Here is a 24,380-nt window from a genome sequence, read left to right on the forward strand (position 1 = left end):
CTCTATTGCTTCTTCTGTTTCCCTAAAATAAATACTGGCATTAGCTTTTCATTTTCGTAAGCAAATGACAATGATGTAATTGGTATTTTCCCACTTGCAAAGAAACTCATATTCATTTGCGCCATTATATCATAACCTATGTTATTTCGAATGTCAGCAAGGATTAGTACATCTCCATGTGGAATTCCTACTAATAATTCACCTTTTACTTTTGATTGAATTTCTTTTATAAAAGTACTATTCAGTACTCTACTCGCATCGTATCCATCATTTGTACGTACAAAATAAAAAGTATTATCTGCAACAATATCTTCTTTTACTTGAACGGGCATTTTTCTTAAATTAAATAAAGCAATAGAATGGAGCTGCTCTTTTGTATAACCTGACTTTACTAATAATTTTTCATCAATAAGTTGATACGTTTTTTCTGAATCAATAGCATAGTAAATTCTAGTTTCTGCAGTATGCTCATCAGTTACAAATAAATTTCCTTCTTCCTTTTCTGTCGGAAACGATGTAGCTCGAATAACTGGTCGAATTTGTTCTTCAAGAAATACAGTTTCAGAGTGCATAGCAGAAAGTGCTTCTTTTATATAATAAATTAATTCATTAAATGCCTCTTCACCTTCTGCTTCATACTTTGCTACTGCACTATTTAAAGAGACACTCATCCCTTTATTACTTTCAATCCCTTCAATTCGAAGGTCTTCTTTTTCTCGATCATAGATAAAACGCCAATCTTCATTTCCAAGGCGGTTTTCGATCATTTTTTTTAAGTCTAGTGTTGTTTTCTTTGCCAATTGTTTTACCTACCTTATTAGCCTCTTAATCCTTCAAGAAACTCTTCTACTTGTTCTTTTGTTTTACGATCTTTATTTACATAACGGCCAATTTCTTCACCATTATTAAACGCTACAAAACTTGGTATTCCAAAAATATCTAGATTTTGGCACACCTCAATAAATTGGTCACGATCTACATAATAAAACGTAAAATCTTTATTTTCATCAATTATTTCTTGAAAGAACATATCTAAAAATCTGCAATCCGGGCACCAATTTGCTGAAAATTGGAAAACAACTTTTTCTCCTTGTTTCGCTTGTTCAAATTGTTCAACTGATGTAATTTTTTCCATTCTTATTCCCTCGCTTAATTCATTTTCTTTTATTTTATCTTATTTTTATCGATATGCAAAAAGGATGACTCTCAATTGTTATCTTCTTTTCGTTTCTTGAATTCATATTGTCCTAATAGTAATTCACAAATATGTTCAAAGATCTCTGTCCTAGTAATTCGGCCATTCGTAAATACCCCTACTGCCCCTTCTTTACTACGTATATCTTTTTCATTCGTATATCGTTCCATTAATACTGCAAGCTCGGTTCCATTTCGTAGCTCATTAATAAATTCGCTAGGTAATAAAATTTTTGCTCCGCTTGCTAGTATTACTTCATTTTCATATACAAGTGCTCCCCAGTTACAAAGAAAAAGCCGATCGTTTTCTATAATGACCCCACCTTCTAGTCCAATACCGATTTTAGACTCACCTGCGATTCTAGCATTATGCGCTCTATTTATAGCACCATGCATAGTTTCTTGATCAGTCAAAGGTTGATTCGAAACATTTGATGGAACATTTATTCCCTCAACTTGATACTGATTAAAAACTTTTTTAACGGCTCCTACTTTTGTAGGATTTAAAGAACCAATTATTATTTTCATTGTCTTAACTCCATTCACTGGTCTTATGTATTATTAAGTTATAAATATAATTTTAATATACAATAAAAAAGACACTTTCAAAATGAAAGCATCTTTACGATCCATTGAATCATTCAACTATTACCTCATTTGGGTCAAAAATTTTTCTACAGAGATAACATAGAAACATTACACACCTTCCAAAACTTTTATCTTTTAGATACAAAAGTATCTATATATCGATAAATAGCATGGGCAACGCCATTTTCATCATTATTTAGAGTTGCCGTTGTACAAATTGCTTTGATTTCTTCTTTTGCATTCCCCATTGCAACACTATATCCTACTTTTTCAAGCATCGAAATATCATTATTACTGTCGCCAATAGCCATAGACTGCTCTAAAGAGCCATTCAATAAAAATAGTAACTTTTCTAATGCTAATCCTTTTGATGCAGAGCGATTCGTAATCTCAATATTATGCTCCGCAGATGAAACAACCATCAGCTCAACACACTTATTAAATTGATTACTAGCTTCTTCTAATTTTTTCATATCAAACGTACATACTAAAATATTATTAACTTCTTCATTATGTTGTATGATTTCCTGACAGTTATCAACTAATACATACCCGAACTGATCGAATTGTCTTTCAGCAACATTAACTAATTCTTTCATTTCTTCATCTAACTCATCTCTTTTAAGGGTATTAATCTCATTTTGGAAAATTTTTCTTCTTTCTTTAAGAGCATAAATGCTTTTATCTGTAAAAACTTCAAAATAATAACCTCGGTCATCAAGCCAACTTAATATTTGTTCAATATTCGTTTTTGAGATTGTAATTGATGAGATACATTCTCCGTTTTTTGAATGAATTGTTGCCCCATTTGTTCCGATCACATATGGCGATATCCTGAATCTTTCACAAATTTTTTTGACATCAAAATGCGCTCGACCGGTTGAAATAACGATTTCAATTCCATTTTCCCCTGCAAATTTAATTGCATTAATATTTTCTTCACTAATTTCATTCTCATTATTTAATAATGTTCCATCTAAATCTATTGCAATGAAACTCATTGATTATATCCCCTTTAATTTATTATGCTTTTCATCTAGTTTTATAGTGTTAAGTAATAGGTCATCACCAAAATGACAAGCTTTAGAAGGACAATAACGATTCATTAATTACGTTATTGTCTACTAAAAAAAGAATAAATAGAATGTAGTCCATCGATTTTAATTTGCTTGAATCCATTTGATTTCTTCTAATATTGAATGCTCTTTCCATTCTTCTGGAAATGAATGGTCACATACTATTGCATCAACCTTATCAAGAGAACAAACTTTACAAAATGTATCTACACCAATTTTCGAGTAATCTGTTAATAAAATCACTTGCTTAGACACTTCAACCATTTTTCGAGAAACTAAAGTTTCATGGAAATGATAATTGCTTACTCCATTTTGAGCTGAAACACCACCCGCTGAAATAAATGCCTTATCAATATTAAATTGACTTAGTAATTGTTCTGTAATACTTCCACTTATTGACTGTTGCTTTGGATCAACTATTCCACCAAGTAATAATATTTGTCCGGTAAACTTATTTTGATTTAGTGATTCTGTTAACAGCGAAGATACCGGTAATGAATTAGTCAATATAGTAATGTCTTTTTTATTTTCAATACACTGAGCAAATTCAAGCATTGTTGTGCCTACATCAATTGCAATAACATCTCCGTTGGAAATTAGGTCCATAGCCTTTTTACCAATTTTTACTTTTGCTTCCTGATTAACAGTCGTTCGCTGCTTAAAAGGAGGCTCCTCATTTTGGAAAACTGTTTTTATTGCTCCACCATACACCTTTTTTAAAAGGCCTTTTTCTTCTAAAATCATTAAATCTCGACGAATCGTTTCTTCTGATACATTAAATTGTTCAACTAAATCGATAACTTTAACTTTTCCTTTTTTATTAAGTTCTTTTAAAATCTCGTTTTTTCTTTCCTCAGGTAAAACAGACATTTTAATCCTCCAGAAGCTTTAATAATTTATAAGATAACGCATTCTTTCTTAGGTACAATAATGTTAACTTGCTCCCCTTGCTGGAACATTTCACCTCGGTGGTTAAGGTTGTCTACAAGAAATGCAGATTCTTCGGTTTCAACTTCGTACCTTAAAACATTACCAGTCATCGTAACATCTGAAATAATCCCCTTTATTCCCCAATTTCGTTGTAAATCCATGCTGTCATTTCCCACAGCTACTAATTTTAATACTTCAGGTCGAATTGCTACATCATTTCCAATTAATTCATTACTACGGACAAGTTTATGAAAAACGTCCATCTCATAAACATTATAATTTCCGATGAATTTTGCTACGAACTTATTTACTGGTGTTGTATAGATCTCAGAAGGCGTACCTTCTTGTACTACATTTCCATTATTCATCACAAAAATTCGATCCGACATTGTCATTGCTTCTTCTTGATCATGTGTAACAAAAATAGTCGTAATATCTAGTTCTTGCTGTATTCTTTTTAATTCTTTTTGTAAGCTTTTTCGAATTTTTGCATCTAATGCACTTAACGGTTCATCCAACAGTAGTACTTTTGGTTCCATGACAAGTGCTCGTGCTAAAGCAACTCTTTGTTGCTGTCCTCCTGATAATTGGTGAGGGTATGATTCTTCTTTATCTATTAAATCAACTAATTCAATCATTTTTTTTACATTTACTTGAATGTTTTTAGCTTTTTTCATTTTTAGACCATATGCAATATTTTCAAATACTGTCATATTTGGAAAAAGTGCGTAAGACTGAAATACCATACCTACTTCACGTTGGCGTGGAGGTAAATTAGTTATGTTTTTTCCATCAATTAATATATTTCCTACCTCGACGTCTTCAAGTCCAGCAATAGAACGTAATAAAGTACTTTTTCCGCATCCGCTTTGACCTAAAAGCGTTACGAATTCTCCTTTATTTAATGTTAAGGAAATATTATTTAAGACGACTTGATTTTGATATTTTTTAGTCACTTGATCAATATTTACATAGCTCATTTAACTTCACCTTCTATTGCTGTATTTTTAAAATGACTTTGTTTTTTTAAAATAGACGACTTTTTATTTAACAAAACTGGATTTTTTTTTGCTCTAAACGAGAGTTTTAAGACCGTTCCAGTTAAAAGTAAAATCACCAAATAATAAGTAATAACTATGGCACTTGTTAAATGTCCACTGCTATTTAATTTATCAACAAGATATATTTGCAAGGTCTCAAATCTTCCTCCTACTAGTAAATTAGCAAAAGCAAATTCACTAAATAAAAGAGCTACAGATAATAAACTTGAAACTAATATTCCAGATAATATATTTGGAAGTACAACAGTTCGAAATGCTTGAAATTTAGTTGCACCAAGTAATTCTGCTGCATCTACAAGTTGAATGGCATTTAACGTTCTAAGACTATTACGAATACCTTGATACATAAAAGGTAAAATGGTTATAAAGTAAGCTCCAACTAATATCCATGGAGTACCTGCAATTTGTAATGGGCCATTAGAATATAGCTTTATTAACCCAACTGCTCCTACAATAGGTGGAATTCCATATGGAAGCATCGCAATTGCTTGGAGGATTCCTTCAAATTTTTTAAAATATACAGTTATGATAAAAATTGTTGGAAGCATGATTGAAATGCTTAAAATGACAGTTATGATAATTAAAAATAATGTTCGTTGAAAAGCATCAAAAAATCGTCCATCTTGAAATAATTCAATATACCAATTTAATGTATAACTTTCAGGTAAGATTGAATGATCCCATTTATTAGCAATTGAAAATAAAAATGTACCAACTAGTGGAATCAATAAATAGATTACAAGTAATCCAACTATTACTTTAAAAAACGTTGATGATAATTTCATCGTAAGTCCCTCCTAATGCGACGCATCATTCTTTCATTAATCCACATCGCTCCAATCATAGTTGTTGCTAGAAGGACTCCTAGTGCACTACCTAATTGTGGTTTTAATGTAACATCACTTGCGACAAGTGAGGCAATTTGCAATGACAACAAATTATAATTACTACCAACTAATGCGTAGGCCGTTGCATAAGCCCCCATAGCGTTAGCAAATAAAATACTAAAAGTACCTACTATACTTGGTAAGAGTACTGGAATTCCAATTCTAATCCAAAAGGATATTGTTGATCCTCCTAATAATGCAGACGCTTCTTTCCATTGTTGTTTAATTCCTTGAAACGAAGGATAAATCAGCAATATTGCCAGAGGAATTTGGAAATATATATAGACGAGTATCAGTCCGGTCCATGAATATAAATTAAAATCAGAAAATAAATTCCAGCCAAGTTTTGCAAAAAGCAAAGTAAACAATCCGTTGTTTCCAAGTAAAATAATATACGAGAAAGAAAGAGGGATTCCTTCAAAATTTGAAGTCATATTAGCAATCATTAATAGACGATTTTGTATTTTACGTGAAAACTTTGTAAAAGAATAAGCCATGACTACAGCTATTAGAATCGAAATAACTGCCGAAATAATAGAAATAACTATACTATTTTTAATAGCTTGTAAGTAGAACTTACTTTTAAATATAGTTATATATTGATCAATAGTAAGATGCTTTCCGTCATCAGCATAAAAACCATTCTTAATCATGGCCATCAATGGCCCTAATTCAAAACCTATTACAAACAATACAAATGGCAATAAAAGAGCTGATAAGTAAATCTTATGTTTTTTTATCTTTTGCAAAAATTCTCGCTCCCTTAAATTCTTTAAACATTAGAGAATTGGTGAATTTCACTAAACCAATTCTCCATTCCTTAAAATCTTCATTTCAATAAACTTCATTTTTTTCCTTATAACCGGGTAATCGATAAGAAATCATCTTATCGGACAGCTCAATATTTAAGAGCTCACAAACAAGTGGAGCAAAAGCTAGCTGAGGGATTACTTCGTTATAAACACCTGGCTCAACTTTTGGACTAATAATAAAAAGTGGTATATCTCGTTCGCCCGCTGTTATTCCTCCGTGATTACCAGTTTCGCTCATTCCATGATCAGAAGTAATTAAAATGTGATAACCTTCTGACATCCAAATTGGCAGAAGTTGCGCTAACAAGCTGCCTATTTTTAAAATTTGTTCACGATATTCTTTCGATTCGGAACCAAATAGTTCTCCTTTAACGTCTACACCTAAAGGGTGAATGTATAAAAAGTGAGGATCATATTTTCTACGTAAAGCTTCTGCATCCATAAACACGTGACTGTCTGGATAGTCATCATCCCAATAGAATTTCCCGTGTTGAATCGCTTTAGATAGATCATCTTGTTCTCGATCTTCAATAAAATTAAATGGTGCTCGATTATATAGTTCGCTTACCCAGTAATAAGATACCGCTCCGTTTCTCAATCCATTTTCCTTTGTAAGATGAAAGATACTTTTTTCATTCGATAAACGAACTGCTTGATTAGATGTAATTCCATTTACAGATGATGGTGTTCCAGTTAATAACACTTCATATAATGGGCGAGAAAGACTCGGAAGCTCCGACTTCATCTTGTATAGTGCAGCTTGATTTATTTCCACTAAATGCTGTAAATATCCAAGCGCTTCGCATGCTTTGTCATATCTCATTCCATCAACAACTATAGCTATAACTTTATTTGACATTTACTAACACCTCTTCTTGCCAGATTTGAGGTAAAGTTTTTGCAGTTTCTTCCCAAGCCTTAAAATCTCTAATTGGCTTTGCATTTTTGTATTGCTCTTTTGGAACCATTTTTTCAGCTACATCCTTTGGAAGCTCAACATTACGGATTGGTCGAGCAAATCCTTTTGCTAAGTTTATTTGTCCTTCATCGCTTAAAATATATTCCCTTGTAGCCATAGCAGCATAAGGATGTTTAGCATATTTATTGATAATAGTTGAGTATCCACTAACAACTGACCCATCACTAGGTATAGATACGTCAAATTGACTACGCTTAATTGCTTCAGCATAACCAAGCGCATTAAAGTCCCAAACAAGTGCTACTTCAACTTCTCCTTTTTCGATGTTTGCTGGTTTGGCATCTGTTAAGCTTAATCGTCCTTGCTTAGCAAGCTTTTTAAAAAAGTCGATCCCTGGTTGGATATTTGTTTCATCTCCACCGTATGCAATAGCAGCAGCAAGTACAGCCATTTGGTTTTGTGTACCACGCTGAACATCTCCAACGGTTACTTTATAATTCCCCTTTAAAATATCGTCCCAAGATTTAGGAGGTGTTTTTACTAGTTCTTTATTTGTCAGAAAAGAAATAGTTCCTTGGTATCCGACTACCCAGTCACCATTGTCATCCTTCGCCCAATCAGGAATCTCGTTCCAGTAAGATGTTTTGTATGGAATAGTTAAATTCTTTTGTTCAGCGATTGGACCAAAGGCCATTCCAACATCCCCAATATCAGTAGTAGCATTCTCTTTTTCAGATTCCATTTTTGCAATCTCTTCCGCACTAGACAAATCTGTGTCAGTATGTTTCAAATTATAATTTTTATTAACTTCATTCCAAGTTTCAACCCAGTTAGCCCATGAATCAGGCATGCCTACACTATTTATTTCACCTTCTTTTTTTGCTTTTGTTTCAATTTCTTTAAGAGTTAATGAATTTGGATTTAATACAGATTCACTTTTCGTTTCCACGGCTTTTCCGCATGCTGTTAGTCCTAGAACTGTCATACCCAAAACGACAACTTGCACTGCCTTGTAACTTTTCTTTTTAAATTCAGTTTTCATTTTAGATCTCCTCACATCAATGTGGTTTGTTTAATGTTCATTACTGATTGTTACGGTTTCATCATAAAACAACATCGTAAAACCCACATTAACTGCATGTTAAGAATTTATTAATAACATTAATTTAAAAAAGAGTTAAAGTTATAGGGGATCGATAAGAAAAGATGTGAAGTGTAGGGATTGGGAAAGGCAAGGTAAGGATTTTCAATAAAAAAAAGAAGCCTCTTTTTAAGGCTTCTTTCTTACTTTCTTAATAATTTCGTAATGTTTCAACAGTTGTTTTATCAGTCGCTTTAACTAGCTTAACTAGTAATTCTTTTGCAGCTAAATAATCATCAACATGAATAATTGATGCTGCAGTGTGAATATAACGAGAGCAAATACCAATTACAGCAGATGGTACGCCATCGTTTGAAACATGTACTCGTCCAGCATCTGTTCCACCTTGTGAAACAAAATATTGGTAAGGAATTTTATTCGTTTCTGCAGTATCTAAAATAAATTCACGGATTCCTTTATGAGTAACCATCGTGCGGTCTAAAATCCGTAATAAAACACCTTTACCTAATTGACCGAACTCGGATTTAGAACCTGACATATCATTAGCTGGGCTAGCATCTAGTGCATAAAAGATATCAGGTTTAATCATATTTGCAGCTGTTTGTGCCCCTCTTAGTCCAACTTCTTCTTGAACAGTAGCACCTGAATATAAAATATTTGGTAAAGTTTCATTTTGAACTTCTTTTAATAATTCAATCGCAAGTCCACAACCGTAACGGTTATCCCAAGCTTTTGCCATGATTTTTTTCTCATTAGCCATAGGAGTGAACGGACAAACTGGTACAATTTGTTGACCTGGACGAATGCCAATATTTATTGCATCTTCTTTGTTATCTGCACCAATATCAATTAACATATTTTTAATATCCATTGGTCTAGCTCTTAACTCATCACTTAATAAATGTGGTGGAATTGAACCAATCACGCCAATTACTGGTCCTTGATCTGTCATTACTTGAACTCTTTGAGCAAGTAATACTTGGTTCCACCAGCCTCCTAGTGGTTGAAATCTTAGCATTCCGTTTTCTGTAATTTGAGTAACCATGAAACCAACTTCATCCATATGACCTGCCACCATTACAGTAGGTCCATCTTCAGTTCCACGTTTAACTCCAAAAATACTTCCTAAACGATCTTGCACAATCTCATTTGTATATTTCTCAAGTTCTTTTCTCATGAAGTGACGAACTTCATGCTCAAATCCTGATGCACCTTGTAATTCTGTTAAAAATTTAAAAAGCTGTAGAGTATCTTGATTCATAATTAAAGTTCCTCTCTGTACAAATCATATCTTCTTTTTTTATTTTATCTAAAAATAACACATAATACCAATGCTAACCGTTGAAATGTTGCTCCGGTTTGACTAAGATAAGTAGTAGAATATTTTTTCAAGCACATAATACTTAAATAGAGGTGGTACAAATGAAACTTAAACGCGTCCTAATTGGCCTAGGTTTAGGTGTTGCTGGTGGACTATATTTACAAAAAAAATTATCTTCACAATATATTCCAGCAGAAAAAGCATTAAAAACAATTAAGCCAGTATTTCTTTCATATGGTAATGTAACTGGAACTTGGATTCATTCAGAACCAAAGTGGGCAGATTTACCTGATTATGAAGGTGATGTTTATGAAGGTGGTTTTACAGTAGTAGAATCAGATAATGATACTACAAACTATTCATTCATCATTAATGCCGTAAATGGTGAGCTAATTTCTGCTCAAATTGTTTAACTACAATAGCCAAATTATTTGGAGCGTTCGATCGACTGTAATACTTGTCCTTCGGCGCTCCATTTTATTGCTCTAAATACATCGTCATGATAGAACGTAAACCAAGATTTTTTTTGCAAACCAAAATTAACCCATTTTTCTTTTGCGTAAATAGATGTCATTGGGTAATCATCATATGCCATAACCCATAAAGGTGATTGATGTGCATGTGTAGGCATTAAATCCCCCATATGTAATAATAGCTCATCTTCAGTTTCAATTTTTATAATACTGTGCCCATCGCTATGTCCACCTGTGTGAATAATCGTTATTTCATCTGTTAAAGAATAGTCTTTTTCAAATGCGATTACTTGGTGCCCGATTGCTTCCCAATTTTCTTTCCAATATGTATTACTTGAGCGAATATTCGGATTTCTCATCTCATCCCATTCAATTTGAGAAGTAATAATTTTCGCATTCGAAAATACAGGTTTGAATTCACCATTTTCAAGTTTTGTTAATCCACTTGCATGATCAAAATGCAAATGTGTCATAATGACATAATCAATATCGTCTAGTTTTAATCCGTGCTTTGCTAATGATTCTTCTAACATTGAATCCTCTGTAACGCCAAAATTTCTTTTTTGTTTCTCATTTAATTTGTTAACACCAATTCCACTATCAATAATAATGTTTAAACCATTTGTTTGAATAAATACTGGATCAGTACGTAAAGGAATTTGGTTTTTCTCATTAACTATATATTTTTTTGACCAAAGTGCCTTTGGAACAACTCCAAACATTGCTCCACCATCTAAATGGGTATTTCCTCCAGTAAGCCACTGAATTGTACAAGTTCCAATTTTCAACTGTTCCATACTTATCCCCTTTCTTTTTTACTAGACCTAAATATTATACCACTTTTACGAATTTACTGAATATTTTAAGACCATGAATAGGTGAAAGAAAGGAATCACTAGTGAATATGAAATCAAAAATCGGTTTAGTTTGCTTGAACATAAAGATTCTTATTAAAATTTCTTGTACTGTAGCAAAATAAAAAAGACTATCATGATCAATATATCACGATAGTCTTTTGATTAGTTTCTGTAAGCAGCTTCAACACGGTAAATACGGTTACCTTTTGAAGAAAATTTTTCTTCGTATTCAGTCATAATATTTCCTTCAAAATCACTATTATGAAGATCTAGGCTTAAGAAATGCATTGTCATTCCGTAGTTCGCCATACTCATGATTGAAAACTCGAATAAATCTTGATTATCTGTTTTAAAATGAATTTCCCCATCATTTTTCAAGATTTGCTGATACATATTTAAAAATGTTTTATATGTTAATCGACGTTTTTCATGACGTACCTTTGGCCATGGATCAGAAAAGTTTAAATATACTCGATCTATTTCTCCGTCCTCAAAGAAATCCGTTAATTTTTGAGCATCTACATTTAACAGCTTTAAGTTCGGAACTTCAGCTTCAATTAATTTATCTAATGCATCAGAAATTACACTTGTATATTTCTCAATGCCAATATAGTTAATATGAGGATTGGCTTTAGCCATACCGACCATAAAACGACCTCTACCCGTACCAACCTCGATATGAATTGGTTGATCATTTTGGAAAACTTCTCTCCATTTCCCTTTTTGTTCAGACGGATTTGGAATTACATAATGAGCATTTTCTTTAACTTGATCTGCCGCACCTGGCTTATGTCTTAATCTCATAAGATTTTACTCCCTCTCGATTTTGCAATTTATATTTACTCAAAGAAAAAACCAAGCACTATGGCACTCGGTTATTCAGGTATAGTATAAAATCATTTCTTATAACACAAACTATTTCAAGTGTACTTAATAAAACAAGGATGTGAATTTATGCCTTTAAATCATGAACATCAATTAACCATTTTACGTGATATTTTAATGAATCACCAATCTGACTGTTGTGGAACTATATCAGAATGTGAGCAATTAGAAAGACTTGTTCAATCCTTATTAACGAACGACCAAATAACAGATGATGTAAAAAGCATGTTAAATGACGTTTATTATTATAGTCAGTCTGGAAAGTATTCTGCTGATTTAGATCAGCACATTACAAACCACCAAAATCAACTCTCTCAATGGGTGACTGATTTCAATACTTATTCTTAATCTATATGACAATTTCCGAGGAAATTTTTATTTAATCTAATATCTTCTCTAGCAGGCTCTTCATTTTTTGAGTCTGCTTTTCATTTTCACGAAGAGTGTACCATTTAATCCAAATGATTGTTTGAGCGACTACATACCAAGTCATTCGATTTAATAGGTCTTCAGTTAATTTTATTCCATAATTTCGAAGCCATTTGTCCCAATCGTTCTGTTCTACATATGTGAATAAAAACATGCCCAAATCAAATGCTTTATCAGCAATGATTGCCTCATCCCAATCAATTAAATATAAATTATTTGACTCAGTAAGTAACCAATTATGATGATTTAAATCACTATGACAAACGACTAAATCCTCTGAATCAAAAGATGGCATATTTTCCTCTAAATATTCGATGCCTTTTACAATGATCTGGCTTTGTGTAAACTCTTCAGTAAGATTTCCTACAATTGTTTGCAGTAATTCCTGAGGTTCTAATGGATTAATCCCCAGCTTCGTTAACATATATAACAATTCTTTGGATGAATGGATACGATATAAAAATTGCGCAACCCCTTTCGCAGAGAGCTCATGAGGTTCTAAACTGCGTGCGATTACCCACTCTTGAGCAGTAAGTACATCACCATTTTCTAGTCTTCTAGTCCAAACTAATTTTGGAACAAAACCAGCTGCTGATAACACTGCTAAAAAAGGAGAAGAATTTCGTTTTAGAAATAATCTCTTATCATTATTTTCTGCTATATACGCTTCACCAGTAAAACCACCGGCTGGCGAGATTGTCCATTCTTTTCCGAGTATTTCTTGTATATGATTATCCATTGTTCTTCCGTTCCTTGTGTTATATATGTTTGTATTTAAAATTATTTTATTACAAAAAGAAAGATAGCCTATTACAATCAGCTGTAATAAGCCATCTTTTACAAGTTTACATTGTTTAATTAGAATCTGCAAGTAGTTGCTAGTATTTTACTAATACAACGGTCGAAAGTGATGGCATTGGTAATTTTTTACATTCCACTTTCATCCCTTTATTAACATAATGATTATGACCATCCCATATATATTCCCAATTGGCTTCTTCAGTTCCTAAATCAATGTATTTATCAGTCAGACCATTATGAAATAACACCATTATCTCTTTAACTTGGTCGATTTCTTCTAATCCGCTAATCCGGTAACCAATTAGATCTCGATGAAAATTGACTGGCTTTACATACTTTTCTATTTCTTCTTTTAAAGAAAAACGGAAACATTTAAAGCGCTTTCGAATTGCGATAAATTCTTTAACAGTATTAATCGATGACGCTTCACGTTCTGCTCTTGCCCAATCAATACTATTAATTGTGTCGCCTGAATTATAACTGTTTTCTATACCTTTTTTTGTTCGAAAAAACTCCTGACCACTATGAAGAAACGGTACACCAAACGAAAATAATACAATGCTCGTTCCAAGGATATGCCTTTTCTTAAGTATTTCCTCACATTCTTTTTGATTGGAAAGCTTTAATCTGTCCCACATAGTGTGATTATCATGTGATTCTACATAATTTATTGATTGGTATGGCTCTTTAAATAAATTTACTTGTTTATTAATGCCAACGCTTCCTAAAAGTAAATCGGACAAATATTCATTATGAATATTATTACCTTGAATAAACCCAATTTCTTGAAATGAAAAAGTGCTTCCTTTTATTCCATCTCGAAATTTATCATTAAAAAACCCAACCATTGATAGTTGATGACTTTGGTTAATTGTAGCTTTTCGAGAAGATGGACTTAATGATGTATTTAAATCCCAACCTTCTCCAAAAATGATTATTTCTGGTTTTAAGATTGTCAGTTCAGTTACAATTTGATTCATTGTATCCGTATCCAATATTCCCATTAAATCAAACCTAAACCCATCAATGTCATATTCTTTAGTCCAATACTTTATTGATTGCAGAATAAAACGTCTAGCCATCAATCTTTCAGATGCAAAGTCATTCCCTACTCCTGTTCCATTCGATGGTAATCCACGTTCATCTTGTCTAAAGTAATATCCTGGCACAATTTTTTCGAAATGGCTAGTTTGTAATTCATAAACATGATTGTAAACAACATCCATAATAATCCGTAAACCATGTTCATGATAAACTGAAATAAGTTTTTTTAATTCATTTATTCTTTCGAGTGGTTCATCCGGTTTTAAACTATAACTACCTTCTGGTGCATCGAAATTCAATGGATTGTAGCCCCAATTATAGCTTTGGAAAGGATTATTTTCATCTATTCCTTCAAAATCAAAAAATGGTAATAATTCAATATGTGTAACTCCTAGCTTGCATATATAATCCAAACCTGTTGAAAAACCATTGTACATCGTATCTTTTTCATGAAACCCTTGAAAAGACCCCTTTTTTTGAATCCCACTTAGTGGATGAGAAGTAAAATCTCGAATACTGGCTTCATAAATAATACAATCAGTATACTTACTTGGTGGTGTACTATTTACTTTACTAACTTTGCTACTCTTTGATAAATCAATCACTACACTATGTTTACCATTTACAGTAACTGCTTTTGCATAAGGATCGACAGCTTCTCGCCAAATCAGATTCACACATACTAAAAAATTATAAACTAAACCGTCACAATCTCGATCGATTACAGCTTTCCATGTCCCTTTTCCATCACGTTCCATAAACATTTCGGTAAACTTTTCTTTTTCACCGTATTCCTGATACATTCTTAACTTAACCTTAGAAGCAGTAGGTGCCCATAATTTAAATTGTGTAGATTTACTAGAGTAAATCGCACCTAAATCCTCTCCATCATAGGCATATTTTTCATCAAAGTCCTTTGAACGAATAACCCCACCTACTTGTAAATCTGTGCGAATACCAAATTCATCTTCAATCTCATACTTTTTTTCTAACAAAAGGACTTCAGTTGTCAAAACAGTATATTTAAAAAATCTATCAAACTCTATTCGAGATACGACAGGAAGCCTAGTTTTCCGACCATCCTCTTCAATTAGTTCAAAATATGACTGCACGGTATGTTTGTTCGACTTGGGAATAATCATTGTTATTTCTTGAAATCCATCTATATAAGCTTCAAAAGCCCTTTTAATATGAAACAACGCTATTCACCATCCAGACTATAAATTTAAAACTTTACATTAAAACTACGCATTTTTCGTTATTTATTAAATCGATATGATTAGTATATTCACAAAGAGATCAAATGGATTCTAAAGAACAAATCCTTAATGATGTTACCTACATAATTTGAATGCCATTCATTCCACTTTAATGCTTCTTCAGAAAGTATTCATTAGTTTCTTCAAATATTTCTTTATTTCATCAAATTGTTCAAGATTTTCAATCTATTTATTTACTTTAAGTTAATTGATTCAGCAATATGGTAACTTGGTTTTTTTGAAGGTTGAATCTTATATAAAATTACTTCATTCACTTTGAATTTTAAAGGTTCTTCTTCCCAATTAAGTGGGATTTCAAATTCTTTATCGAACCTATCATTATATTTCTTTGCGATTGTAATATGCGGATTATATGGACGTTTATCAATTGAAAAACCGATTTCTTCACATATCTTACAAATTCTATTTTGTAACTCCATTAATTCAACACTATTCTCTATACCAAACCACCATACCCGTGGCTGTACAGTACTCCCAAAAATACCTAACTGATCAATCGACAAATCAAAACTTTTAAAATCGTTTAGCTCTTTTTCTAAATGATCCATGAGCTCTTCACTTTTTGAATATGTAACTGGACCTAAAAATGATAAAGTAATATGAAAATCATCTTTAAAAGTCCATTTCTTTAATGGTAGTTTTGTATCCCACTTTTTTGAATAATCATCTAAAATTTCTTTTATTTGTATTGGCAAAGGAACAGCAAGAAAATAATGTTCACTCAAACTACGCAATCTCCTTTTTATCTTTTATGTTAGAATCCTTCTTTAAGTATTGCATGATTCCAACTGCAACTATACTCAGAGAACCAAATAAAATATAAATTGCTTTAATTGAAAATGCCTCTGATATAAATCCACTTATGAAAGTACAAAACCATTCTCCCATCCCTAAACCTAAACCAGAATATATTGTAACAGCAGTTGCTTTTAAAGAATCTGGTGCTTGATCTCTTACAAACTGGAGAGCTGCTGGAATAAATAATCCAACCGATAGTCCTTGTGTAAGACAGGATAAAAAAAGAACCGATATTGGAGGATTTGTAAAATAAAAATACCATCTTAAAGCTGATACTAAAGCGGTTGCAATTAATATATTATATATCCCAAATCGATTAATTAATCTCTTTGCTACTTGCAAAAATGGTGCTTCACTACCTGCTGAAATTAGGAATGCAATACCAACACCTGTTAATGTTCCACCTAAGGATTGAATATATAAACCGAAGTAAGTATTATTTGCACTAATTGGTCCAAAAACTAAAAAGGCACAAATTAAAAATAATAAAAAACTTTTATTAGATAGCAAAATCGGAACACCTTTTAAGATTGGCTCCCTTTTGCTAATTGTGGTAGCGTTAGGAATAAAAATTGAAATACCTAAGCCAACTAAAATGCAAAAAGCAAATACGAAAAATATAATAACTAAACCAAAAATTTCAGCTAATCTTCCCGAAACTAATACAGCAAAAGCAAAACCAATTGAGCCATATAATCGAATAGCTCCGTAATTCCCACCAATTTTTTGGACATAATTCAGTGCAATACTATCTGAAAGAGGAATTAAAGCACTTTGTGTCATTGATAACATGATGACAACAAATAAAAGCATGCCATACGAAGTGATTGTAGAATAGAAAAGTGCAATTACGATTGTGGAGATTTGTGCTATAAGCAACATTTTTTTAGGATTAAGCGTCATGTCACTAACCATTCCCCATAAAGGCTGTGAAAAAATAGCAACGATCGGTGTTAGAGACATTAATATTCCAATTTGTGGTGTTGATAAATCCAACACATTTTTAAAGTAAGAAGAAAGTAAAGGTCCTAGCGATCCTATTGCAAAAAATAAACAAAAATAATAGCCCTTAAAAATTAGTAAGATGCTATTTTTTCGTGCTTGTAACGTGTTCAAAATTATTCTCAACTCCCAAAAAAATACATAAAAAAGGGGAGGAACTTTTCTCCCCTTACTGACTAACCGAAAAACGCTCGCTTCACCTTATTTTCTCAAAAAATCGAGTCGTTTAATCAGTCTAAATCTTATTTTTACTTAACTAATTCCGCAATAGACTGTGCATAAATTGCAATTGCTTTTAATAAATCATCAATTTCAGCATATTCGTCTTTTTGGTGAGCTACTTCCGGTTTTCCTAAGAATAATGGTCCAAAAGCTACACCTGCACTTAATGAACGTGCGTATGTACCGCCACCAATTGTTAACAATGTTGCTTCCTCACCCGTTTGCTCTTCATATACTTTTTGTAAAGTTTGAATTAATGGGTGATCTTGTGGAACATGGTGAGGCTTCGAGTTTTTAATTTCATTATATTCAAAACTATATTTACTTCCACGTTCAGTAAGTGCTGAAATAACAAAGTCAATATCAGTTGTCACTGGATAACGTAAAGTTAAGCCAAATGAACCACCATTATTTTCTTCGTATTGCATAATTCCTAAATTAATTGTTAAATCTCCAGTAATATCATCATTAAATGCAACGCCCAAGTTTTTACCACGAGAGTCACCTTTGAAGTTTTCAACGATAAATGTTAAGAATCGATCAGCATTAATATTAAATTCAAATTGATTTAAGAAGCTTGCTAATGCAATACCAGCATTCTTACCTTTATCAGGCTCCATACCATGTACAGAAACGCCTTCTACTTCTAAAACTTTGTGTCCATTTTCTTCAGAAACTTGAGCTTTACAACCTAATTCACTAATATGCTTTGTAAATGCTTCTTGATCAAAATTTGGTCCTGAAACGATAGCTTTTGCATAATCAGGAACCATATTTACTCTTCTACCTGAAGAGAATGATACTAATTTATATTCACTCTCGTTATCTTCATTTAACTGCACTTGTTTGAAATTAATATCCAATATTCCCTTTTCAGCGTAAATAATAGGGAAATCTGCATCAGGTGCAAAGCCCATTGTTGGCATTTCTTCTTTTTCAAAGTAGTGATCAACACAACGCCATTGGCTTTCTTCATCTGTTCCAAGAATCATACGGACACGTTTATTAATAGGCAAACCTAATTCTTTCACAATCTTCATTGCATAATAAGCAGCCATTGTAGGACCCTTATCATCAATTGCGCCACGTGCATAAATATTTCCATCTTTAATAATTGCATCAAATGGATCATGAGACCAGCCATCACCAGCAGGTACTACATCTAAGTGACAAAGAATTCCTACTAGTTCTTCGCCGCTTCCCATTTCTAAGTGACCAGCATATCCATCAACATTTTTTGGAATAAAACCGTCTTTTTCACCTAAATTTAACATGTATGTAAGTGCTTCATTAATTCCTTTACCCATAGGTGCTTCTTTTGAAATAGTCGCTTCATCATAAACGCTTTCAATATTAAGAAGTTCAATCGTTTGCTTTAAATAATCTTCTTTACGTTTTAAAACTTCTTCCATCCAATTAATTTGTGTCATAGTAATACCTCCTTTAATATAAATAGTTTATCATCTTTTAAAATTTAAACATAATTTATTAATAAATGGAACGAAAAAAGAAGGAATATGACACTCTTTGTAGAATATATTACCTTAAACTTGCAAAATGATTACGTTTGCGCAAATTTTCATTAAATTTTTGTATTATTTTCATAAATTTCGTTATGAAACTACTGAAAAAGAGTAAAATGAAAATATAAGCTTAACTAGTAATATACTTAACTAACCTGTTATGAAACAATGCGGTAGGTAAAGGAGTGGTTTTTTGAATTCTGGAACTTCTCGAATGCTGACTCGAATTAAAGCCATTTACATGTATATTAGTGAAAATGGCACCGTTTCTACAAAAGACCTAGTGGAGGAGTTTGGTATTACACCTAGAACAATCCAACGAGATTTAAACATTTTAGAGTTTAATAATCTAGTTTATAGTCCAAGTAGGGGAAAATGGGCCGTAACAGGGAAAAAAGTAAAAGCTTCTTCGTAAAAAAAAGAAAAACAAAAACCTCTGATTGTCTTGTCTGACGTCTAATCAAGGGTTTTTGTTTTTCTTTTGGCTCTCTATCTAATATCTGATTTACGGTTGCTCGACTTCATTTTAGTCTCACCTGATCACACAAATTGCTCCCATAAACTTTATGTTTACATTCGATTCATCTAAACTCATTTAAAAGTAACACTTTATTTCTCTTCGTTAACCGACTTTAATAGGTCAATTTCTTCATCAGTTAGTTCTCTATATTCACCTAACTCTAAATCTTCATCTAACTTTAAAGGACCCATCTCTAATCTTTTTAAGTAAGTAACTTTCTTTCCTACTGCTTCAAACATTCTTTTAACTTGATGAAATTTACCTTCCATAATAACTAATTCGATCTCAGATTCTTCTCCGGATTCAAGAATTGTTAAATAGCCAGGTTTCGTTAAATAACCATCTTCTAGTGTTACGCCTTTTTCAAATGCTTTAATGTCAGCTTCAGTTACTACTCCGTCAATCGTTGCATAATATTTCTTTGGTACGTGTTTTTTAGGAGAAAGTAATTGATGTGCCAAATGACCATCATTCGTTATTAATAATAATCCTTCAGTATCTTTATCTAAACGTCCAACTGGAAATGGCTCGAAAATGATATCTTCATATTCTAATAATCCGATTACAGTTTCATGCTCAGAATCTTCTGTGGCAGATATAACACCTGGTGGTTTGTTCATCATTAAATAAACAAACTCTTTATACTCTACTACTTCACCATTTACCGTTACAACTTGCTGTTCAATATCAACATGCTCTTTTGGGCTTTTTACAATATTATCTCCAACCTTTACAACACCTTGTTTTAGTAGAGACTTTACTTCTTTCCTACTGCCATATCCCATATTGGCTAAAATTTTATCAATTCTCATTAATTAGCACCTTTTCTTTCTAAATAAAAATTCAAGAAAACTCACCGATTAGCGAGCTTTTTTAGCGAAGTCAGAGGCGTAGTTGCAATTACACTAATTTCTGAAATTGGCTACTACTTCGTTTTTCTTCTCCGCTATCAATTTATACTTACTTTCTTAATGTGTAAAAAAAGGTGAACCATTACAAAAGAAGGTTCACCATATATTTTTATCCTCTTTTTCCAAACTTAAAACGATTATTTAAACGAGCTCCTAAAATAATTTCAAATAGGTTTAATTTGTATGCAACACCTAAATAAACAATGGCTCCTACAATTGCTCCAATGATGACAAGGAACATTGAAATTATTCGACCATCTTTATAAGTCCACCAGAATCCTAATAAGTATTCTACAGCAAAAACCGCTCCGGCCATTAAGCCAGATAAGATAATCATAAAGACAATCCTTCTAAACACTTTATTGAAAGAGAACTGCGCATTTTTACGAATATAATAGAAATTGTATACGATTGAAAATGAATAGCCTAATGCGGTCGCTAATACCGCGCCATAAGTTTTAAATGCATAAATTAATGGTACATTTAAAACAATTTTTAATATTACTCCGCCTATTAAACCAATAATCGCATATTTTTGTTTATCTAAACCTTGTAAAATCGCTACATTTACCGTGAAAAGTGAATACAATAAAGCTACTGGAGCATAAAAGCCTAGTATACTTCCACCAAGTGTACTTTTTTGATAAAAAGCACTATAAATTGGTTCAGCCAAAACTGATATACCTACTACAGCAGGAAGTGTTAGGAAGAATACAACTTGGTAAGTTTGGGTAATTTGACTTTGTAGCTTTTTATGATTTTTATTTACGAAAGCTTCAGTTATAGCAGGAACAAGTGTTAAACCAAATGCCGTTGCTAATGAAACTGGAATCATTACTAGTTTGTGACTTGTGTATGAAAACATTACATAAGTATTCTCTGCAATATCTTTTAATCCAATTGATTCCATTGCTCTATTGTAAGTAAACTGATCCACTAACTGATATAACGGGATTGCAAGTCCAACAAACACATATGGAATTGAATAAGAAAATAACTCTTTAAACATTTCCATTTTAGTAGGATAGATTAATCCTTTTGATTTTGGAAGAAGTTCATCTAAATGAACTTTTCGCTTTCTCCAATACCATAGTAAATTTAAAATACCACCTACAGCACCAATTGTAGCTGCAAACGTTGATAACCCTACTGCTTGTGTAATTGTTCCACCCATAAATTTTAGAATGATATAACTTCCAACTAGTGTAAATACAATACGTACAATTTGTTCAATTAACTGTGAAACAGTAGTTGGGCCTGTTGATTGATGCCCCTGGAAAAAACCTCTATATAAACTTTGAGAAGGTACTAATATTAACGCAGTACTTACTATTCGCATAACTGTAACAACATCTTCTACACTATTACCTTTTGAATCCTTTGGAATCATAAGAGGTGCAATATAAGGTGCAATGATATATAACGTTAAAAACGAAAATATACCTGTACATATTAGGAGTAGCTGACTTGCATGAAAAAGCCTTCTACTTGTTTCATATTCTTCAATAGCATTGTATTTGGAAACGAATTTTGCTACAGCTAACGGAACACCTGCAGTAGCTATACTGATAAACAATGTATATGGAACATAACCATAATTATATAATGCAGACCCTTTTGAACCAACTAGCGCATAAAAAGGGAATGTATAAATCATTCCTAGAAATTTTATTAAAAATGTACCAGCAGTTAATATGAAGGTACCTCGTAGCAACTTTGAATCTGACATAAACTGCCTCCTACCAATTCTCGATCAAACTAACTAATCTATCTTACCATATCATCTAAAAAGAAAAAATTAAAAAATGATAAGAAGTTGGAGCTTACTTGAAATAATGGTAAACTTACTAAAAGAAATTTGTAACGAAAGTAGTGAAATAATGGTTTATGATGTGATTGTAATTGGTGGCGGAACTTCTGGTCTGATGGCTGCAATTAGCGCTGCTGAAAACAAAGCTAAAGTACTTTTACTTGAAAAAGGAACTAAATTAGGACAAAAACTCCTTATATCAGGTGGTGGTCGTTGTAACGTAACAAATCGCTTACCTATTGAGGAAGTAATTAAACATATACCTGGAAATGGCCGGTTTTTATATAGCGCATTCTCTATATATAATAACGAGGATATCATACAGTTTTTTGAAAACATGGGAGTCGCATTAAAGGAAGAGGATCACGGGAGAATGTTTCCTGTGTCAAATGACTCAAAATCAGTGTTAAATGCATTAATGCAAAAACTAAAAAAGCATCATGTAGATATTCAAACCAATCGAACTGTTAAAGACGTAATCTATGAAGATGGTAAGGTAGTAGGAATCATATTGAATGATCGAACAGTCATTCACTCAAAAAGTGTTGTCCTTGCGGTAGGTGGTAAATCTGTTCCACACACAGGTTCGACAGGTGACGGATACGCTTGGGCAAAAAAAGCTGGTCATACAATTACTGAACTCTTTCCCACAGAAGTACCGATTACTTCAAGTGAAGAATTTATTCAAAATAAATCATTACAAGGCCTGGCTTTAAGAGATATAGAATTAAGTGTATTAAATCCAAAAGGCAAAAAAGTGATTGCCCATAAAATGGACATGCTCTTTACTCATTTTGGAATTTCTGGCCCTGCTGCACTGCGTTGTAGCCAATTTGTATATAAAGTACAACAAAAGTTTAAAACAAAAAATGTATCGATGGCGATTGATTGTTTCCCAGAGAAAAATGAAGAATCACTATTTCAAGAAGTAAACAGTATTCTAAAAGAAGAACCTAAAAAAGCGATTAAGAACGTACTAAAAGGTTATGTACCTGAAAGATATTTACTATTTCTGCTTTCAAGATGTGGAATTGAAGAGTCAACTCCTTGTAATGAAATTGCTACTATGAAATTAAGAGAGCTTGTCCAATTATTTAAGAGCTTTTCATTTGTAGTAAACGGAACTCTTTCAATTGAAAAAGCATTCGTAACAGGTGGTGGCGTTTCAACAAAGGAAATTCATCCAAAAGAAATGTCATCTAAAATCATGAATGGTCTTTATTTTTGTGGTGAGATATTAGATATTCACGGTTACACTGGTGGCTATAACATAACCGCTGCTTTGGTAACTGGTAGATTAGCAGGAGCATCAGCTGCGGAATACTCTCAAACGAATTTTTAACGAATAAACAAAGGACCGAACGAATACTTTTTTTCGCTAGGTCCTATAATCTTTACATATAGAAAAGCATAAGGATTGATCCATAAGAAACTTTAAAAAAGCTAAACTGTGATTCCCCAAGGTTATTGCCATAGTTGTATTCGAAAAACAATCAAACTGATTTTCTAGTTTTAACTTATGCTTTTCAATTATTATATTTTTCTTTGGCACAAATCCACCGTCCCTAATTTAAGGTCAAAGGCGAGCATTCGATTGTTCGTGTTGCAAGTTCACTAATAAATAGAATCGTCCATCCTCTTCAACATATCCATCTGCCAATTCGAAAGATTGTTTTAAGTCTTTAAAGTAAAACTTTCCAATTAAATACTTGGAAGAATACAATTCCATATGCCCATCTTTAAATTTACCAATTATTTTATCGGTAATATCAATTTTTAATGTTTTAGGCAAATCAACCCCCTCCTTTCTAACAAGCAAAGACCTCAATGAAAAAATATATGAGGTTCTACTTTAATATATGTCACAACTCCATGGTTAATATTCCTTATGCCAAAAAACATTAGCCTAATTTAAATCAAATAAATAAAAAATCC

At 32.5% G+C, this 24,380-nt stretch carries 25 protein-coding genes; 4 read left to right on the plus strand and 21 right to left on the minus strand.

The features are described 5' to 3' along the window. Nucleotides 1-2 precede the first annotated feature (2 nt). The 11 genes from AB1282_RS01745 to AB1282_RS01795 all read right to left on the minus strand — a co-directional run bounded on the left by AB1282_RS01745 (nt 3) and on the right by AB1282_RS01795 (nt 9,830). The gene (locus AB1282_RS01745; protein WP_286131727.1) at nt 3-800 is read right to left on the minus strand and encodes a DUF1444 family protein; all 798 of its coding nucleotides are present in this window, start codon (nt 798-800) and stop codon (nt 3-5) included. A 17-nt stretch (nt 801-817) separates the two neighbouring features. Further along, a complete protein-coding gene (locus tag AB1282_RS01750; protein ID WP_056473367.1) occupies nt 818-1,135 on the minus strand; it encodes a thioredoxin family protein in 318 nt (105 codons plus the stop codon). A 71-nt stretch (nt 1,136-1,206) separates the two neighbouring features. Beyond that, nucleotides 1,207-1,722 (minus strand): DUF84 family protein, encoded by a 516-nt coding sequence (locus AB1282_RS01755; protein ID WP_429898319.1) that lies wholly within the window; start codon nt 1,720-1,722, stop codon nt 1,207-1,209. Nucleotides 1,723-1,910: 188 nt separating this feature from the next. After that, the gene (locus AB1282_RS01760) at nt 1,911-2,783 is read right to left on the minus strand and encodes an HAD family hydrolase (RefSeq protein ID WP_056473363.1); all 873 of its coding nucleotides are present in this window, start codon (nt 2,781-2,783) and stop codon (nt 1,911-1,913) included. Between the two features lie 159 nt (nt 2,784-2,942). Next, a complete protein-coding gene (locus AB1282_RS01765; protein ID WP_390309617.1) occupies nt 2,943-3,728 on the minus strand; it encodes a DeoR/GlpR family DNA-binding transcription regulator in 786 nt (261 codons plus the stop codon). Nucleotides 3,729-3,754: 26 nt separating this feature from the next. Beyond that, complete coding sequence (locus tag AB1282_RS01770) at nt 3,755-4,768, minus strand: ABC transporter ATP-binding protein (protein WP_429898320.1); 1,014 nt, start codon at nt 4,766-4,768, stop codon at nt 3,755-3,757. Continuing rightward, nucleotides 4,765-5,634, minus strand: a complete 870-nt coding sequence (locus AB1282_RS01775; protein WP_429898321.1) for an ABC transporter permease — start codon at nt 5,632-5,634, stop codon at nt 4,765-4,767. The genes AB1282_RS01770 and AB1282_RS01775 overlap by 4 nt, the downstream gene beginning before the upstream one ends. After that, a complete protein-coding gene (locus tag AB1282_RS01780; protein WP_429901041.1) occupies nt 5,631-6,395 on the minus strand; it encodes an ABC transporter permease in 765 nt (254 codons plus the stop codon). The genes AB1282_RS01775 and AB1282_RS01780 overlap by 4 nt, the downstream gene beginning before the upstream one ends. A gap of 175 nt (nt 6,396-6,570) precedes the next feature. Continuing rightward, entirely contained in the window at nt 6,571-7,407 is an 837-nt protein-coding gene (locus tag AB1282_RS01785; protein WP_056473353.1) for an alkaline phosphatase family protein, read from the minus strand. Continuing rightward, nucleotides 7,397-8,509: an ABC transporter substrate-binding protein gene (locus tag AB1282_RS01790; protein WP_056473351.1), complete on the minus strand. Its 1,113-nt coding sequence runs from the start codon at nt 8,507-8,509 to the stop codon at nt 7,397-7,399. The genes AB1282_RS01785 and AB1282_RS01790 overlap by 11 nt, the downstream gene beginning before the upstream one ends. Nucleotides 8,510-8,759: 250 nt before the next feature. Beyond that, nucleotides 8,760-9,830 (minus strand): M42 family metallopeptidase, encoded by a 1,071-nt coding sequence (locus AB1282_RS01795; protein WP_056473350.1) that lies wholly within the window; start codon nt 9,828-9,830, stop codon nt 8,760-8,762. Between the two features lie 161 nt (nt 9,831-9,991). On the opposite strand from AB1282_RS01795, the gene AB1282_RS01800 reads away from it, so the two are divergent. Beyond that, nucleotides 9,992-10,303, plus strand: coding sequence for a PepSY domain-containing protein (locus tag AB1282_RS01800; RefSeq protein WP_056473349.1), 312 nt, complete (start codon nt 9,992-9,994; stop codon nt 10,301-10,303). 14 nt (nt 10,304-10,317) lie between these two features. Here the strand turns inward: AB1282_RS01800 and AB1282_RS01805 are convergent, their stop codons facing one another. Both AB1282_RS01805 and trmB read right to left on the minus strand, forming a co-directional pair. Next, complete coding sequence (locus tag AB1282_RS01805; RefSeq protein ID WP_429898322.1) at nt 10,318-11,160, minus strand: YtnP family quorum-quenching lactonase; 843 nt, start codon at nt 11,158-11,160, stop codon at nt 10,318-10,320. A 222-nt stretch (nt 11,161-11,382) separates the two neighbouring features. Continuing rightward, complete coding sequence (gene trmB / locus AB1282_RS01810; RefSeq protein ID WP_056473346.1) at nt 11,383-12,024, minus strand: tRNA (guanosine(46)-N7)-methyltransferase TrmB; 642 nt, start codon at nt 12,022-12,024, stop codon at nt 11,383-11,385. Nucleotides 12,025-12,174: 150 nt separating this feature from the next. Here trmB and AB1282_RS01815 point away from each other — a divergent pair, with 150 nt between their 5' ends. Next, complete coding sequence (locus tag AB1282_RS01815; RefSeq protein WP_056473344.1) at nt 12,175-12,453, plus strand: YtzH-like family protein; 279 nt, start codon at nt 12,175-12,177, stop codon at nt 12,451-12,453. Between the two features lie 31 nt (nt 12,454-12,484). Here AB1282_RS01815 and AB1282_RS01820 read toward each other — a convergent pair whose 3' ends face one another. The 5 genes from AB1282_RS01820 to pepV form a co-directional block, all read right to left on the minus strand. Beyond that, the gene (locus tag AB1282_RS01820) at nt 12,485-13,273 is read right to left on the minus strand and encodes a phosphotransferase family protein (RefSeq protein WP_172795423.1); all 789 of its coding nucleotides are present in this window, start codon (nt 13,271-13,273) and stop codon (nt 12,485-12,487) included. Nucleotides 13,274-13,412: 139 nt separating this feature from the next. After that, complete coding sequence (gene pulA / locus AB1282_RS01825) at nt 13,413-15,578, minus strand: type I pullulanase (RefSeq protein WP_429898323.1); 2,166 nt, start codon at nt 15,576-15,578, stop codon at nt 13,413-13,415. A gap of 254 nt (nt 15,579-15,832) precedes the next feature. Continuing rightward, nucleotides 15,833-16,384: an RNA 2',3'-cyclic phosphodiesterase gene (gene thpR, locus AB1282_RS01830; protein ID WP_390309605.1), complete on the minus strand. Its 552-nt coding sequence runs from the start codon at nt 16,382-16,384 to the stop codon at nt 15,833-15,835. Between the two features lies 1 nt (nt 16,385). Beyond that, nucleotides 16,386-17,573 (minus strand): MFS transporter, encoded by a 1,188-nt coding sequence (locus AB1282_RS01835; RefSeq protein WP_429898324.1) that lies wholly within the window; start codon nt 17,571-17,573, stop codon nt 16,386-16,388. A 134-nt stretch (nt 17,574-17,707) separates the two neighbouring features. After that, nucleotides 17,708-19,111 (minus strand): dipeptidase PepV, encoded by a 1,404-nt coding sequence (gene pepV, locus AB1282_RS01840; RefSeq protein ID WP_056473337.1) that lies wholly within the window; start codon nt 19,109-19,111, stop codon nt 17,708-17,710. Between the two features lie 307 nt (nt 19,112-19,418). Here pepV and AB1282_RS01845 point away from each other — a divergent pair, with 307 nt between their 5' ends. Continuing rightward, the gene (locus tag AB1282_RS01845; protein WP_056473526.1) at nt 19,419-19,619 is read left to right on the plus strand and encodes a DeoR family transcriptional regulator; all 201 of its coding nucleotides are present in this window, start codon (nt 19,419-19,421) and stop codon (nt 19,617-19,619) included. Between the two features lie 194 nt (nt 19,620-19,813). Here AB1282_RS01845 and AB1282_RS01850 read toward each other — a convergent pair whose 3' ends face one another. Further along, on the minus strand, nt 19,814-20,536 hold the full coding sequence (locus tag AB1282_RS01850) for a pseudouridine synthase (protein ID WP_056473335.1): 723 nt from the start codon (nt 20,534-20,536) through the stop codon (nt 19,814-19,816). Nucleotides 20,537-20,744: 208 nt separating this feature from the next. After that, nucleotides 20,745-22,364, minus strand: a complete 1,620-nt coding sequence (locus AB1282_RS01855) for a putative polysaccharide biosynthesis protein (protein WP_390309601.1) — start codon at nt 22,362-22,364, stop codon at nt 20,745-20,747. Nucleotides 22,365-22,515: 151 nt separating this feature from the next. On the opposite strand from AB1282_RS01855, the gene AB1282_RS01860 reads away from it, so the two are divergent. Further along, nucleotides 22,516-23,787, plus strand: coding sequence for an NAD(P)/FAD-dependent oxidoreductase (locus tag AB1282_RS01860; RefSeq protein WP_056473521.1), 1,272 nt, complete (start codon nt 22,516-22,518; stop codon nt 23,785-23,787). A gap of 234 nt (nt 23,788-24,021) precedes the next feature. Here AB1282_RS01860 and AB1282_RS01865 read toward each other — a convergent pair whose 3' ends face one another. Further along, complete coding sequence (locus AB1282_RS01865; protein WP_056473333.1) at nt 24,022-24,237, minus strand: DUF2553 family protein; 216 nt, start codon at nt 24,235-24,237, stop codon at nt 24,022-24,024. Nucleotides 24,238-24,380: the final 143 nt, after the last annotated feature.

The sequence above is a fragment of the Gottfriedia sp. S16(2024) genome, from assembly GCF_050473765.1.
Lineage (GTDB): Bacteria > Bacillota > Bacilli > Bacillales > Bacillaceae_G > Gottfriedia.

Bases quoted from the DNA above. Each gene is read 5' to 3' on its own strand.
- AB1282_RS01750 (WP_056473367.1), bottom strand. From the start codon at position 1,135: ATGGAAAAAATTACATCAGTTGAACAATTTGAACAAGCGAAACAAGGA.
- AB1282_RS01755 (WP_429898319.1), bottom strand. From the start codon at position 1,722: ATGAAAATAATAATTGGTTCTTTAAATCCTACAAAAGTAGGAGCCGTT.
- AB1282_RS01760 (WP_056473363.1), bottom strand. From the start codon at position 2,783: ATGAGTTTCATTGCAATAGATTTAGATGGAACATTATTAAATAATGAG.
- AB1282_RS01765 (WP_390309617.1), bottom strand. From the start codon at position 3,728: ATGTCTGTTTTACCTGAGGAAAGAAAAAACGAGATTTTAAAAGAACTT.
- AB1282_RS01770 (WP_429898320.1), bottom strand. From the start codon at position 4,768: ATGAGCTATGTAAATATTGATCAAGTGACTAAAAAATATCAAAATCAA.
- AB1282_RS01775 (WP_429898321.1), bottom strand. From the start codon at position 5,634: ATGAAATTATCATCAACGTTTTTTAAAGTAATAGTTGGATTACTTGTA.
- AB1282_RS01780 (WP_429901041.1), bottom strand. From the start codon at position 6,395: ATGGCCATGATTAAGAATGGTTTTTATGCTGATGACGGAAAGCATCTT.
- AB1282_RS01785 (WP_056473353.1), bottom strand. From the start codon at position 7,407: ATGTCAAATAAAGTTATAGCTATAGTTGTTGATGGAATGAGATATGAC.
- AB1282_RS01790 (WP_056473351.1), bottom strand. From the start codon at position 8,509: ATGAAAACTGAATTTAAAAAGAAAAGTTACAAGGCAGTGCAAGTTGTC.
- AB1282_RS01795 (WP_056473350.1), bottom strand. From the start codon at position 9,830: ATGAATCAAGATACTCTACAGCTTTTTAAATTTTTAACAGAATTACAA.
- AB1282_RS01800 (WP_056473349.1), top strand. From the start codon at position 9,992: ATGAAACTTAAACGCGTCCTAATTGGCCTAGGTTTAGGTGTTGCTGGT.
- AB1282_RS01805 (WP_429898322.1), bottom strand. From the start codon at position 11,160: ATGGAACAGTTGAAAATTGGAACTTGTACAATTCAGTGGCTTACTGGA.
- trmB (WP_056473346.1), bottom strand. From the start codon at position 12,024: ATGAGATTAAGACATAAGCCAGGTGCGGCAGATCAAGTTAAAGAAAAT.
- AB1282_RS01815 (WP_056473344.1), top strand. From the start codon at position 12,175: ATGCCTTTAAATCATGAACATCAATTAACCATTTTACGTGATATTTTA.
- AB1282_RS01820 (WP_172795423.1), bottom strand. From the start codon at position 13,273: ATGGATAATCATATACAAGAAATACTCGGAAAAGAATGGACAATCTCG.
- pepV (WP_056473337.1), bottom strand. From the start codon at position 19,111: ATGACACAAATTAATTGGATGGAAGAAGTTTTAAAACGTAAAGAAGAT.
- AB1282_RS01845 (WP_056473526.1), top strand. From the start codon at position 19,419: ATGCTGACTCGAATTAAAGCCATTTACATGTATATTAGTGAAAATGGC.
- AB1282_RS01850 (WP_056473335.1), bottom strand. From the start codon at position 20,536: ATGAGAATTGATAAAATTTTAGCCAATATGGGATATGGCAGTAGGAAA.
- AB1282_RS01855 (WP_390309601.1), bottom strand. From the start codon at position 22,364: ATGTCAGATTCAAAGTTGCTACGAGGTACCTTCATATTAACTGCTGGT.
- AB1282_RS01860 (WP_056473521.1), top strand. From the start codon at position 22,516: ATGGTTTATGATGTGATTGTAATTGGTGGCGGAACTTCTGGTCTGATG.